The organism is Mangrovibacterium sp. (genome assembly GCF_041596335.1).
GTDB lineage: Bacteria > Bacteroidota > Bacteroidia > Bacteroidales > Prolixibacteraceae > Mangrovibacterium.
Genome location: NZ_JBFHIT010000028.1, coordinates 17,076 through 31,209 on the forward strand (window position 1 = coordinate 17,076; position 14,134 = coordinate 31,209).

At 42.4% G+C, this 14,134-nt stretch carries 10 protein-coding genes; all 10 read right to left on the reverse strand.

Going from position 1 to position 14,134, the window contains the following annotated elements:
* Positions 1 to 6: 6 nt before the first annotated feature.
* Complete coding sequence (locus tag ABZD21_RS11235) at positions 7 to 189, reverse strand: hypothetical protein (protein WP_372775085.1); 183 nt, start codon at positions 187 to 189, stop codon at positions 7 to 9.
* A 352-nt stretch (positions 190 to 541) separates the two neighbouring features.
* Positions 542 to 1,969: a sulfatase gene (locus tag ABZD21_RS11240; RefSeq protein WP_372775086.1), complete on the reverse strand. Its 1,428-nt coding sequence runs from the start codon at positions 1,967 to 1,969 to the stop codon at positions 542 to 544.
* Between the two features lie 23 nt (positions 1,970 to 1,992).
* Positions 1,993 to 4,464, reverse strand: coding sequence for a hypothetical protein (locus ABZD21_RS11245; RefSeq protein ID WP_372775087.1), 2,472 nt, complete (start codon positions 4,462 to 4,464; stop codon positions 1,993 to 1,995).
* A gap of 34 nt (positions 4,465 to 4,498) precedes the next feature.
* Entirely contained in the window at positions 4,499 to 7,336 is a 2,838-nt protein-coding gene (locus tag ABZD21_RS11250) for a family 78 glycoside hydrolase catalytic domain (protein ID WP_372775088.1), read from the reverse strand.
* A 74-nt stretch (positions 7,337 to 7,410) separates the two neighbouring features.
* Positions 7,411 to 8,616, reverse strand: coding sequence for an alginate lyase family protein (locus ABZD21_RS11255; protein WP_372775089.1), 1,206 nt, complete (start codon positions 8,614 to 8,616; stop codon positions 7,411 to 7,413).
* A gap of 33 nt (positions 8,617 to 8,649) precedes the next feature.
* Complete coding sequence (locus ABZD21_RS11260; RefSeq protein WP_372775090.1) at positions 8,650 to 8,907, reverse strand: hypothetical protein; 258 nt, start codon at positions 8,905 to 8,907, stop codon at positions 8,650 to 8,652.
* Between the two features lie 162 nt (positions 8,908 to 9,069).
* Positions 9,070 to 10,623 (reverse strand): sulfatase, encoded by a 1,554-nt coding sequence (locus ABZD21_RS11265; protein ID WP_372775091.1) that lies wholly within the window; start codon positions 10,621 to 10,623, stop codon positions 9,070 to 9,072.
* Between the two features lie 203 nt (positions 10,624 to 10,826).
* Positions 10,827 to 11,939, reverse strand: coding sequence for a glycoside hydrolase family 105 protein (locus ABZD21_RS11270; RefSeq protein ID WP_372775092.1), 1,113 nt, complete (start codon positions 11,937 to 11,939; stop codon positions 10,827 to 10,829).
* A gap of 195 nt (positions 11,940 to 12,134) precedes the next feature.
* Entirely contained in the window at positions 12,135 to 12,629 is a 495-nt protein-coding gene (locus ABZD21_RS11275; protein ID WP_372775093.1) for a hypothetical protein, read from the reverse strand.
* Between the two features lie 23 nt (positions 12,630 to 12,652).
* Positions 12,653 to 14,128: a RagB/SusD family nutrient uptake outer membrane protein gene (locus ABZD21_RS11280; RefSeq protein WP_372775094.1), complete on the reverse strand. Its 1,476-nt coding sequence runs from the start codon at positions 14,126 to 14,128 to the stop codon at positions 12,653 to 12,655.
* Positions 14,129 to 14,134: the final 6 nt, after the last annotated feature.

Here is a 14,134-nt window from a genome sequence, read left to right on the forward strand (position 1 = left end):
TCCGGGTCAATCAAAAGCAATTCCTGATTGGCGGCGGAAATAAAAATGGTCAATTGTACCTTTACCGGTAAGAATAAAACCAACCAATTCAGCGATTTCTCCGGGTTGAATAAGCTTTACCGAATCGATGTCGGGGCGCATTTCGCGAACCATTTCTGTATTCACGCCACCCGGCGGAATTAGGTGCACTTGTTATCAGTGCCACTTTGTTTTTTTCTTCGATCATCTCAATATTGCTGCGTGTTAACTCTTATCTAATCCACAAATAATTCGTCGATGTGCAGACCACTTTATCCGGTAGTCTTGAGTCTTATATTATTGGTTCCGGGTTTAAATGTGACTCTCGCACTTGCAAAACGCCACTCTCCCACGAACCGGTTGGCTAAAACTCGAAAGTTTCAAGTATTTCATCGTTTACAATAAAAATCATAGGTCGAGTGGTTTCAGTTCGTTTAGCTTTTATTGTTAGTGCCCCTAAAAACACCAATCCGATCAGCAATAATTTTCCTGATTCATTTGCAATACAAAACAATAAACGAGATCATTTTTTTTCAATTTGAATTGAATCACTCCCATCCCATTCATACCCCCACGCTTCCATGTACTCGGCTCCTGCAAGGAATTGATCCTTTCGCTCAACCAGCATCTTCTGCAATTTTACCTCCAAGTCAGCCTGCAGCTCTGTATATTCCGCCTTATTGCAAAGATTAGCGAGCTGATACGGATCCTTTTCATTATCGAAAAGCAACCACGGTCCATCTAAATCCTTGGCGTATGTATATCTCTCGGTGCGAATGCCACGAAATTCGCGACCACCTCGTTTGTATGACCATTGGTGGAATGGTACCGGACAGGTAATCAGTGCACCATCGACCTCCAAGTCTTCTTTCCCTGATAAGAAAGCCGTATAATCAAGTCCTTCAACTGATTCCGGTATTGGCAGATTACATAAACCAAGCAAAGTTGGCATAATATCAGGATAAGAAAATGGTTTGGTAATCTGTACTCCTCCTTTTAGTTTAGCCGGATATTTAAGAACAAACGGAACTTTTATTGATTCATCCCATGGTTTTTGCTTCTTTGTTTGGGCATGAGAGTTGAGCATATCGCCATGATCGGAGGTGAAAACAAAAATGGTGTTCTCTTCCAATCCCATCTTTCTGATTTCGGATTGCAACCGTTCAATACAATCGTCCAATGCTGTAATATGCGCGTAATAGCCCTTTAGCCATTCTTTTGTTTGCCCAGCTAGGCTATCCGGCACATTGGGGCGCAATTGAATATCCATATCATTGTACAAATCCCGATATTTTTGGGGAGCAGTTTCGTAAGGGGCATGAGGAGGACCCCATGACAGGAATAATGCGAACGGACCTTCTTGATGGTTTTTAATATATTGAATGGCATCCTCGGTTTGTGCTATCGCATCATAACCATCCCATTTATGTTTCACGTCGTTCTCATCGAAATAAACTGAATTGTTGTAGTTGTGCGTACATTCATGAACCTTCCAATAGTCGAATCCCTGACGGCGATCGGCTGAAACTGGCAACAGTCTCCCTTCAGTATTTGTCATTCCATGCGCATGGCCATTGATATGCCACTTACCGATATAGCCTGTTTGATAGCCATTATCCTTAAACACTTCGGCCACACAATATTCATCACTAGCAAGAGGCTTATCGTTGTAAAAAACACCGTGACTAAGCGGATATTTCCCGGTCATCAACGACGCACGGGCAGGTGCGCAGACCGGAATATTTGAAATCGCATTTTCAAAAACCAGCGCTTCCTTTGCCAATTGATCCAACCCTGGGGTCAGTACCTGAGTATTTCCGGCATAGCCTGAATCTTGTGCCCGCCACTGGTCGGCAAAAACAAATACTACATTGGGCTTTTTCTCCGCCTTACAACCATAGAAAATTGAAGTACCGACAAGCAACAACGTAAAAGCTTTTTGAAAATTCATCTTTATTGATCGTTTAGGTTTATTTATTTTGTCTCCGAAATAGTTTGCTGAATTGAAACAGCTTTCCCCTCAGCATCGGAATCAAGCCTCTGACCTCTAAATTCGAGGGTGTTACCATCTCCAACATACAAGGTAACAACGGTTTTGGAAACCGACTCTTCGGTACGCACAATACCAAATCGTCCTTCAAAATAGAGGCTGAGTTCTTTATTTGTGTAAGCTGCATCAGCTTGATCCTGACAGATGATATAATCGGTAATTACTGATTCCCCGACTTTGGAAATTACGGTGACTCCAACTACTTTCTGCCCATCTTTCAAGGCTTCGACGCTTTGTACGCTTGGGTTTTGATTCCCCGATGGTTCAAAAACTGAAACGTAAGGTTTTTCCCAGGCTTCACCCTGCTGACGAATGGCCAAAACCTGTGTCTTTTTATTTATATAACCATTTTTCGCTTCCCGAGTTGGTGGTGCGAGAGCTTTGGTGTATTCCCGTTCAATTCCCGCGGGTACAAACAGGTGCATGTACTTGTTGTCATAATCAATGTCGAAACGCACCCTAATGCCCTGAGCTGTAGCCTCTGTAACTTTCGTATTTTCAAAATATTTCCAGCCCGGCGAATGAACGGCATCACCAATATCAGTCCGATAACGGTCGGTTGCACAAAGCTCCAGTTCTTGTCCCTCAGTATCCAGAATCACTGTCTCATCGCCAAGGTTGTGGTAGATGTAATCATGAAAATTGTTTTCAGCCAGCGATTTTGACCGGAACAGATCAAAATAATAAGCCGTGGTCTGACTCGTTCTAATCGTACTCAGAGTGCGTTGCTGCACGCAATTATTAACCTCATCGTTTAAAGCCTGAGTGGCAAAACTGAATTGAGCGGAAATTGGGTCCTCCAGATGTTTTGGTTCGGCTGCAATATTAACCGCAGTATTTTGCCATACATTGGCTTTTCCTTTCCACGAGCCTTCATCGCGTCCGTGCGATGTACCATTTACAACAACGGTATTGTTTCCGGCATACAATCTGTAATAATGCTCGTGCAGTGGGATTTGCCGTTCGGCCACGGTTGCCGGCAAACCTGCATTGGGAGCCATTACATAACCAGCACCATACAGCTCCATCGATATTCCGGTCAGATGAGAATGGACGTAATGAGCACCACCAATAATACCGCACAAGCCATACAATTCATTATCTTTTTCGACATAATTGCGTTGTAAAGCGATCCCGGCATGTTCAACGATCACCGTTGGCTTCTGAAAATCGATATTTCCTTCAACTTGTTCTGGAATTGGGATGCCCCAAAACAAATCAAGCGCCTGAAAATTGTTAAACGTGGAGTTGTCAAGCTTCGGATTATATCCACCAACAACCCGGTATTTCTGGGCTAAAGCTACTTTTGCTTGTTGTTCCAATTGGCTATACCCCTTTCGTTTTGCAAGGTGCAACGTGTAGCGGTACAGATCTTCGGTGCCATCGTTGTTTCTTTTTGAATCACCGTAACGAACAAACCGTCTGTCGGGCATCCGTAGATTATCGAACAGAAAATTGCCTTCGAGAATTTCTTTGTATTCGCTGGTTACATTCATTTCCGGGTAATTACGGTCAACAATATTCAACACCATCGTAATTGCCGGCATAAAGCTGTAGCTGGTGGATTCGGGCCAAATACCCTGTTTCCCAAACATGGGCAAAATGGTCTGTTTAAATGAATTTTGATGCGCTGTTCCGCTTTCCCAAAATACCTTGAACAAACGCTCCCTTTCAGCATCATCTTCAATACACAAAATACCAAACAAAACACCTGGAGCTGTTAAAATTGGATGGTTTGAAATAAACTTGCCGTGTTTATCCGGTGCTCCGTATTCCTGCAGGGTATTTCCCACCATATTTGCAATCGCTTTTTGAGCTTTTGCATTATCAAACAAAACCCGGTCACCCAATTTTTTATTATAAACCGTTGCCCCATCGCGTTTTAAGTAATTGTATATAAAATCGTAGGCAAGGGCAAACGGCCCGTAAGTTGTTCTCGGATCGTAAAAAGCGTTCCCGCAAATCGTGGTTGTTTGGGGAGTTTTAGGCGCTATGGTATCGATATAAACAGCGAGAATATCAGCTGCGAACATGGCATACTTCTCATCATCAGTCAGAAAATAGAGCATCCCTGCATCCGAAGCTAGAGTAAGTATCCGGTTATGCTTTTGTGTGAGCAACGAGCCAGAGGCATCAGAATGCTGGTGATCATTTCTGGCAAACTCAGGAATTGAATCCAGGATGGCATTGGGGTTTGTTTGATGTTCCGCAAGTTCACCATCTACCCTTTGATGCAGTTGACGAACAATACTCTTTGCCCAATCGTTTTGCTCTACCAGATTTAAAACATGTTGTTTTTCAGCTTTTGTAACCCATATTGTCGGGTGTTCCTGCGCCTTTATCGACTCTGATATAATACTAAATACAAAAACGATGGCTAAAATATATTTTCTCATAACTTATTATTTCTCTGTAAGAACGAAAAGCACTCTATTGCCCCTCCTTTAAATACTGAATTTTGTATTTCCCGGAACCTAAAACAACAACCGACTGACCAATCGATTCTACCATGTGCTTCAGTTGGTAGGCTGTCCACGATTCTCCATTTATTTTTAAAGATTCTAATTCCTCAGCTGATAAAACAAGCCTTGCCTTTGTATTGAAAGGCACCTCCAGGTTCATTGAAAAGTTTGCATCTTCTATTTCCCAGCTGTTTCGAACCGCACCATAAGGCGTTGGAATATTGACGGTAGTTTGTGTTATCGCATCCGGAAAAATCGGATTCACCACAAACTCCTTGAAACCTGGTTTGTCGGATGATGATTTCACACCCCCAAGTGATTCGAAGAAATACGCTGCGAAACCACTATGCATCGGATGGTTTAGCGAGTTCGTGAGCCCATCCATATCGTCCCAGAAAAACTGTCGTTCGGGCCATGTGGTAAAACCGTAGTTCATCACATAAGTTTGGCTGGGAAAAGTTGGCGTTGTAAGAATTTCGTGGGCCAAATCAGCCTTTCCGTAGTTGCTCAAAACGGTATAAATGTAGCGGTTACCATGAATTCCGGTTGAATGGTGACCACCTTTTTCGGCAACAATGTCATATGCCAGTCCATTTACAACGCTTTCGATTTTATCTTCAGGAACCATTCCAAATTGCAATGCCATAACAGTAGCTGTCTGGCTTCCATACCAGTAGTGCCCGACAAGTGGTATACTTTTAAGGTATGCTTTATTAAAAGCATCGAATAATTCAGTTTTCTCCTTTTGCATTTTTAGTCTGAATTCAATATCGTCGCTCATTTCCGCGAATGCTTCCATAATTCCAAGGATATCGTAGAAATAAGCATTTGCCGAAACAACCGGATCGCATTCCATTGCTTCCGGGTTTTGTTTCCGGTCCCAACGTGGCGGACACCAATCTCCCATACCATTATCAATAATCCCTTCTTCATTTTTGAAGGTCAGATAATAATTGGTCAGTCCTTTCATATCATCATAGTAATCGAGCACAATAGAGGAATCGCCGGAATAAACGTAATTATACCAGGGCAAGTACATAGTGGCAACTCCCCAGTCGAGTTTCGCGATACTTGATGTTCGTTTTCCGGGAGCAATCATAGTCGGGACAAGGAATTTTTCGTCGGAGTTTTGACCTTTCTCCGGGCGCATTTGTGTCCGTATATCCTCCATGTATTTTTTGTAGAAATTGCCTAAGTCGTAGTTGTACAACGCATATTCGCAGAACGCGTGTGCATCGCCCAGCCAACCACATTTCTCACGGTGCGGACAATCTTCAGGGATACCATGCAGGTTATCGACAATCGTCCAACGGCTGATCGTATCCATTTTATTTAAAAGAGGATCGGAACACACAAAACTGCCTTTCTCAGCAACATCAGTCGCCACCAGAACTGCTTTAATTGAATTCGCATCGGGTTTTACCGAAAAACCGCTTACCTCGGCATAGCGAAACCCATGGTATGAAAACTTAGGCTCCCAGGTTTCGGGGCCACCACCTTTACAAATATATTGCAGGAGCTGTGGCATTCCGTTGGCGCCACCACCGGTTGAGCCGGGAAAAATGTTATCGCCGCTTTGTGTCAGTGCCTCAGTTGGTACTATTTCAATTAACTGTCCTTCCTTTTCGTTCACGGTAATCTGAACCCAGCCGGCGATGTTTTGTCCGAAATCTACGATCCATTTACCCGTATCAGGCGATTTAAATACGTAGGTTGGTTCAAGTTCCTTAAGCCTGCGGATTGGTGGCATTTCTTGTGCGCTAGCTTTTGTTACGTCAGGCGAAACAAGTTTAACTCCCTCCCATTTTTCATCGTTAAACCCGGCAGTATTCCAGCCTTGAATTTCGTATCGCGCATCGTAGGTATCTCCCCCGTAAACATTGTCGAAAACAATAGGGCCGGTAGATGCCCGCCAGTTTTCGTCACTGTAAAACTCGTCCTTAGAACCGTCAGCATAAGTAAGCTTAACTAAAAGCCGTGCTGCCGGAGCACCATACGACATATCACGTTCCGACTCCGGATCATTTTTCCAGGAAATTGTTTGACCGTAGAATCCGTTTCCAAGAATTACACCGATGGCGTTTTTCCCCTTTTTTAGCTGACTCGTTACATCGTAGGTTACATAGTAAGTTTGTTTATCGTAGTTGGAAGGTGCTGGATCCAGAACATGATCGCCTGTTTTTTCACCATTGATATACAACTCGTAATAGCCCAACCCACAAATGTAGGCTCGAGCACTTTCTATTTGTTTATCAGTCAACAACTCGTTACGAAAATAACCAACCGGTTGGCTTGTCACCATCAGCGGTTCATCCATTCCCCCTGTTTGATACCCGCGAAAACGATATTCGGACTGACGGTCATCTTTTTTGAGGCTGATCCACTTCGAGTTTCCCCAGCTGGCCTCTTCAAACAAACCTGTTTCGAAGCTATTCGCCGGAGACCAATCTGACGAGTTTCCCTTTTCGTCCCATATTTTCACTTTCCACCAATATTTTTGGGTTGAAAGCAATTCGAGGCCTCTATATTTCACATTGGCCGATTGACTACTACTAACTTTGCCTGAATTCCACAAGTCGGCATCTTTCTCGTTTAGCAAATCCGGATTCGAGGAAACCAGAATCTGATAGGCCGTTTGCGAACGATTGAATCCATCGGCTTTAACAACCCATGATAACAAAGGATGCTGCCCCTGAATGGCTATCGGATTCTGCTGTGAATTGCAAGTAAGCAACTCAAAATCAACACCTATACTATACACATGGCTCGTAACTACGAGTATTAAGAGTAATACAATTCTTTTCATTTTTATTTATCTTTGAGTTCCTCATCAGCCATACACAGGCCAACCCCTAAACACCTGATATAAGCGAACTTGAGTTAATTAAAACGTATAAACACTTTCCCATTTTCAATTTTATGCAAAGTTTCATCAAAGGCATTACACTTAAATGAATGGCGAGCAAGCTTCAAATCCGCCACCAGTTTTTCAACTCTCTTTTCAGCATCAGCTATTTGTTTATAATCCCATGTTTTCTCCTGTGTGAGATAGGGCAACATGTATTCGAAGCCTTTTTTGATACTTCTTCCATCCACACTTTCGGCATTCCAAAGGTCAACTCCCACTTTCTGACCCAAGCGAGCCAGGTATAAGAATCCATGCAAGTTCATCGCCGAATAAGAAAACGATTTTGTACGAGCCAGCTCCAAAGGTTGGCTGCCATCGGGCTCAATTTGGCTGAAAACTCGATTCATCGTGATGGTTGATAAATGCTCTTTCACCTCGTTAATTCTACCCAGGTAGGTCAGAACACTCAACAGTTGAGCGTCATAGTGCGTACCATGATTATTCTTTTTAACCGCCTCTGCTTTTCCATTTTCACTGTATTGCAGCCAATAGGCGTAGTAGGTCAGCCAATTATCCATTCCCTCCTTAGTCTGACTATCTAGCAAATTAGATCTGTCCAACAATTCCAGACATTTAATTACCTCAACAATATTCTCAAACTCGATAATGGCAAACTCCCGACCATCCGTTACTCCAGGAATACTCTGTCCGTAATTGATGTTCGGATTCATTTTTGTTTCTTCACTCAAAAACCAAGCATCAATTAGTTGCAGAGCTTTGTCTGCATAAACTTTATTTCCGGTGAAAAAAAAGGCATCGCGCAGAGTTTGTACGGCAGTAAAAAAGGCTTGCATCTCAACAAAATCTGCAAAATTATTCCTCGTTTCCGGATTTATTTCGCCATCCTTCCTGATATATGGCAGTCCGTTCGGCGAATCGGGATTCGGCCACCAATAAGGGCCGATGCTCATATAATCATGCTTATCGCCGCTGGGTGGAGTCCCCATTTTTTTGACCACCGAATACAACTCGCAACTCAATGTCGAATCAGCATTTTCAATCAATCGGTTAAAGTATATGGTTGTTTCTTCGTCATTATTCGAAAGAAGGACTCGTTTAGCTTCTAACTCCTGAAAATCAATCAACGTAATTTTCTCGTTTTGTAATTCCCGGTGACTACATATTCCGGTATGGGTTAATAAAACCACTAAAAAAAGAACAGTTCCTATTTTCAACATTCCATCCACATTTATACGATTATTACTTTCATTTTAGAATATGAAGAAATTTGGCGTCGCCCAAAAGCCCGGAACCTCGAATGTAGCCCAACCTGAAACATCCGGAATATCCTTTTCCGAGAAATGGTAGCCCGAGGAAGAACAATCACTCAAGCTTGCTTCGACCAATTTTCGACTCTCGTTCTTCTCTGCAAACTCGCCCCATGAGGGAGCTTCGGTTTGAACATGTAACAATATGTTCGTTAATATCAGCGAAAATAAAGCAATGCTTTTAGAGAAATTACCTTTCATACATTGTTTCTTACCCCTCACCAAACCTATGGACCAGCAAACGAAAGGTTTAAATAAGGCTGTTCATCATTTTGTATTTAATGATCATTCTCCTTTTTGTCAAAAATCAAATCACCACGGCAGCACAAGCTTTCTTACAGTCAAAAAAACATTCATTCACAATTAATGATCTGCTCCAATTACTTCAACCGGTTCACCATCAAAACCACTAGTCCGGGCTTTTTGCTCTACCCAATAAGGCTGGAAGGTGTACGACGACAGCGAATCCCACTTCGCATTAATCGTTGGCAAAAACGCTTTCAATACATCAATTTCATTTTTATAATCGGGATTACTTGCCTGGTTTGTAAATTCGTTCGGATCGCTTTTATGATCATACAACTCCTCACTTCCATCTTCATATTGAATGTAACGGAAATCATCGGCTTTTACCGCATGGTTATTCATGCCATACGTTGTAAGGGCAAATGCATCTTTATCGGGATTGCTTTCATTCATCGTTGCCACCAGGCTTTTTCCTTCATTTCGATCGTAAGACGGTAATCCGCATAATTCCAAAAGTGTTGGATAAATCGAGAGCATTTCGGCCGGTGAATCGATTACTTTTCCCTTGGGGAGACCGGGCGCAGCAAACAACAGGGGCGCATTTGTTGCCGATTCCCACAGGCCATGTTTGGCAAAAGTTCCCTTTTCGCCCAATCGGTAACCATGATCGGACCATAACACGATTACAGTATTATCGGCATATTCACTATTTTCAAGGGCATCCAATACCCGGCCAATCTCATAGTCCACATAGCTCACACAAGCCAGATATGCCTGAATAATTTTCTTCCATTCGCCACTTTCAATCGCCCATTCGGTCGATGGCATCATAGGCAGGTCGTTTATCTGAAGTGCCACAGAAGACACATCGTCCAAATCATCTGATTTATAGGGAGCCACTTCGATACCTTCAAGCGGGTGCATATCAAACCATTTCTGGGGAACATACAAGGGTACGTGAGGACGCAAAAACCCGACCCCCAGAAAGAATGGTTTATCATATTGGCGATTCAGACGTTCGATGGTCCAATCTGTCGATTGATGGTCGGGCATCAGCGAATCTGCTTCGGGGAAAGCCCCCCAGTCGGTGCTGGTTCGTCCGTAGTGTTTCTTGTCAGACGTTCCAAAACCGTCCCAAACAAAGCGTTTCTCAGGAAGTGGTCCAAAGCCTTTCACTCTTCCGCCCGATTCATCAAAGGTTCCGTCGGGTGCATGCGTGTGAAATAATTTACCAATACCCATGGTATGGTAACCATTGTTCCGAAAATATTCGGGAAGGAAAACAATGTCTTTAGTGGCCGGATTTTCAGATCGAATCTTTTCGTCACTGATCATTCCATAAATACCGGTTGTAGATGGGCGTAGCCCCGACATAATAGATGCCCTTGAAGGGCCGCATAACGGAGCCTGACATTGTGCATTGGTAAACAAAACACCTTTCGCTGCCAACCTGTCGATATTCGGAGTTTTTGTATTTGAATGCGCGTTGATACAGCCCAACCATGTATTTAAATCGTCCACCGCTATAAACAATACGTTGGGTTTTTGAGCAAGCTCATTCTTCGGAGCCGATTTACTTTGAGATCCGCATGCGCTAAATCCCAATACTCCCACTGCGACAAATGAGCAATTCAATATTGCTGTTCTCAATTTTTCTATTCGTTTTTTCATTGTCATATTTTTATGTCGGGGCCAACCTAAATTGAAGGATATATCAGTGATTTGAAACTTTGATAGGCGAATTGTTTATTTATGTTCTGATCGGATCACCGCAACTTGCAGAAATACAAATTCATTCCAAACGACGAGTTACATTGACCAACCAGAACACACTTACCAGTGTCAGCTACTAATTCAACTTTAGCTGGATAGAACTATTTTCCACCAATCATTTTATAAACTTCTGCTCCGGCACTTAAAAAAGCTCCTGTTCCGTAAACCTCTGTTTTATCGGGCCATGCTTTGCCTGGAGCAGCACCAATGGGTTGTACATATCCTAACATTCCGTCTTCGGTTACATAGCTGGTCATAGCCTTCCATCCTTTAAATACAGCATCCTGGTACGTACCTTCATCGAGAATACCGTTATTAATACCCCATGCCAGACCAAATACGAAAAATGAAGAACCACTGGTTTCAGGTGTTGGGTAAAACTCATCGCCTAACAAGCTCATTGCCCAATGACCTTCAGGTGTTTGAAGTTCCAGCAACCGTTTGGCCATTTTCTTGTAGATGGTTAAAAAATATTTGTATTCTTTGCTTTTCGGATCCAATTCAGGCATAATATTCGCGAGCCCAGCAAATACCCAACCATTTCCTCGTCCCCAGAAAATTTTGGTTCCGTTGTCGAGCTTGCCCATGTAGCTTTGGTCGCGGTAATACAAATTCTCTTTTTTATCGAATAAATAGTCGGTAGTTGCTTTATATTCCTTCATTAAAAAGTTAAGGTACATCTCGTCACCAGTTTCTTTGTACAGCATTGCCCAAACTGGTGGTGCCATAAATAAGGCATCACACCAACTCCAGCGATCATGCTTATAGTTCTCATTACCTACCCATTGCAACGATGTAACAGCAGGATGGAAATTAATATACCGCAACTGTTCCTTAGTTGGGGCAATCATTTTCTCATCGCCATACTTACGATAAAGTTCCATGTACATTTGCCCAACCGTATGGTCATCGGCGTGATACATACGTGTATACAATTTCCATTCTTGTTCTTCACCTATTTGCTTCATCCACTCCCAATACGTATCATCACCGGCCATTTTCGCCCATTTTGCCATCCCTATGTACAATGCGCCATTGGTCCAGGCTAACGGATGATGTGGTTCTTTGCGTCCGCTATACGCATCGGTAAAGTGCTCGATTTGCCAGTCGGCAACTCGTTTCATATCCTTTTTTACATCCTCAGGCTTTATTGGCTGGGCGTATGAAAAAAAGGTTATCGAGACTAAAGTCAATACTAAAAAAAATGTTCTCATAGTTTTAATTTTAAAAGCGTTATTCTTTTTATATCCAAGGCATTACATTGCACAATGACTTCGATTTTGTTGTTTTACGTTTTTGTGTGTTGGTATGAGGAATGGAGCAGAAACAGATCCGCTCCATTCATTTTATAATTAACTGGTCTTGTGTTCTTTGTTTGAGATAAGAAACTAACTCTACCGAATTAACTCTTACTCAATAGTAACCACGAAAGGAAAAACCCGTTGATCGTAGTCGGCCGAATCGTAACCATGATTGGTTGCAACAACATTTAGTGTAAATGTTCCTGCCTCAGGATATTTGTACAAAGTTGCCCATCCAATCTCGGAGTTTAAATTAGTTTTTAAACCTTGTGCACGCAACAATCCATAATCGCTATAGTAATTACTTTTTACCAATACTTGGTTTCCATTAATATCAATAGAATCAGTAACGTTATCGGCCATTTTCATAACTTGGCGTTCCCCTCCCGGCCAAATTACAACAATATCAGCAGTACTTTCCACTGCTATGGTGTAAGATACTCCTTTGATGGGATTAGTTACCTCTTCGTATTTATTGTTTTCGTTAAGTGTATAAAACTTCACTCCTTCTACAGTAGGAGGTGCAATGTCTTCCTTCAGGCATGATACAAATGCTGCTGACAGCAGTAGTAGCACCAATGATATATTTTTTATTCTTTTCATTGTCATAATCTTTAGTTGTGCTGTTAATATCCAGAATTCTGCGCTAATGTCTGATCCTTTTCAATTTCGCTTACAGGAATTGGGAATAGCAACTGATACTCCTCGATCGGTTCATTCTGCACGGCATAATCTTCACCTGTTACAGTCATCAGCGCTTCAGAAATAATCTCGATGGCTTTTCCGGTACGCTTCAAGTCAAAGAACCGATGACCTTCAAAAGCAAGTTCCATGCGTCTTTCATGCAGAATGGCATAGATATCTAAATCGAAATCGGCAGCAAGGCGGGGCATATTCGAACGTTCGCGAACATCACTGACATAACCAATTGCTTCGTCTTTCTTATTGTTATTCATTAAACATTCGGCATACATCAGCAAGGCATCTGCATAGCGATATACCATGAAGTTATAGTCTGTACCAACATTTTTCTGGGCAACCATACCAGCGCGATCGGGAGCCATTTTAATTGGGAATGCCTGATATTCAGGAGTTGCTCCTGCAACATAGCCAGAATCTACGGTTAAGTTCAAACGTTCAAAATCACCATATTCTGTAAATTCCTGAAGGAGGTCGTGCGAAACCATATACGATCCGCCCAGGTAGGTAGTACCAATCGTGTAGGCGATGTCATTAGTCATCATTCGGAAAAACCAAGAAGGCTGACCAGCTGCAACATTATAATTTACTTCGAAAATAGATTCGACGTTGAATTTTTTCGTGTCAGAAAAAACATCGGTAAGACTAGGCATCAAAGCATAAGTTCCAGCGGCTTTGTCAACAATTAATTTTTTCAATGTTGATTCAGCAGCACCGTAATCATTCATTTCCATTTGTGCCTTTGCCAAGCCCATCAATGCACTCCCTTTTGTTGCCCGGGCTTCTTCTCCGTTCAGTTGAGTAGCGCCTTTTTTGAAACACATATCAAATGCATTCTCAAAATCAGGAATTATTACCTCGTTGTAAATTTCTGCAACAGAAGCACGACCTATTCCAAAAGCTTCTGATGGTGAGCCAAACTTTGCAGTAACCTTTGGAACCGGGCCATAGGTACGCACTAAGTTCATGTAAGCGAGCGCGCGTAAAAAATAACATTCACCGATCATTGCATTTACCTCTTCGGCGTCATCGTCATTATTCGCTCCGAACGTGGTAAGCACCTCCAATAATGTATTGCAACGATAAATAAGCAAGTAATTTTCTGTCCAAATGGAAGCGGCTGATTGCGCATTCGTCTTTTTAAAGATATGGTATCGATCAGTCATCTGACGGTCTTTTGCATCATCCGAAGCCATTTCGATAAACTGCATCATTCCGTCATGTGCATAGATCGATTGAAGTACTTTGTAACACCCTGCCAAACCGGTTTTTAGTTCGGTAACATTATTATAGTACACCGTGGGCGACAAAGTGTCCTCGGGTGCTTTGTCCAAAAAGTCGTCGCATCCAAATAGCGACACTAAGAACATTAAAATCAATATATGGAATTTATTTTTCTTCATGATTAT

Excerpts from the sequence above, each read along its gene's own strand:
- ABZD21_RS11240 (WP_372775086.1), bottom strand. The coding sequence starts at position 1,969 with ATGAATTTTCAAAAAGCTTTTACGTTGTTGCTTGTCGGTACTTCAATT.
- ABZD21_RS11245 (WP_372775087.1), bottom strand. The coding sequence starts at position 4,464 with ATGAGAAAATATATTTTAGCCATCGTTTTTGTATTTAGTATTATATCA.
- ABZD21_RS11250 (WP_372775088.1), bottom strand. The coding sequence starts at position 7,336 with ATGAAAAGAATTGTATTACTCTTAATACTCGTAGTTACGAGCCATGTG.
- ABZD21_RS11255 (WP_372775089.1), bottom strand. The coding sequence starts at position 8,616 with ATGTTGAAAATAGGAACTGTTCTTTTTTTAGTGGTTTTATTAACCCAT.
- ABZD21_RS11260 (WP_372775090.1), bottom strand. The coding sequence starts at position 8,907 with ATGAAAGGTAATTTCTCTAAAAGCATTGCTTTATTTTCGCTGATATTA.
- ABZD21_RS11265 (WP_372775091.1), bottom strand. The coding sequence starts at position 10,623 with ATGAAAAAACGAATAGAAAAATTGAGAACAGCAATATTGAATTGCTCA.
- ABZD21_RS11270 (WP_372775092.1), bottom strand. The coding sequence starts at position 11,939 with ATGAGAACATTTTTTTTAGTATTGACTTTAGTCTCGATAACCTTTTTT.
- ABZD21_RS11275 (WP_372775093.1), bottom strand. The coding sequence starts at position 12,629 with ATGAAAAGAATAAAAAATATATCATTGGTGCTACTACTGCTGTCAGCA.
- ABZD21_RS11280 (WP_372775094.1), bottom strand. The coding sequence starts at position 14,128 with ATGAAGAAAAATAAATTCCATATATTGATTTTAATGTTCTTAGTGTCG.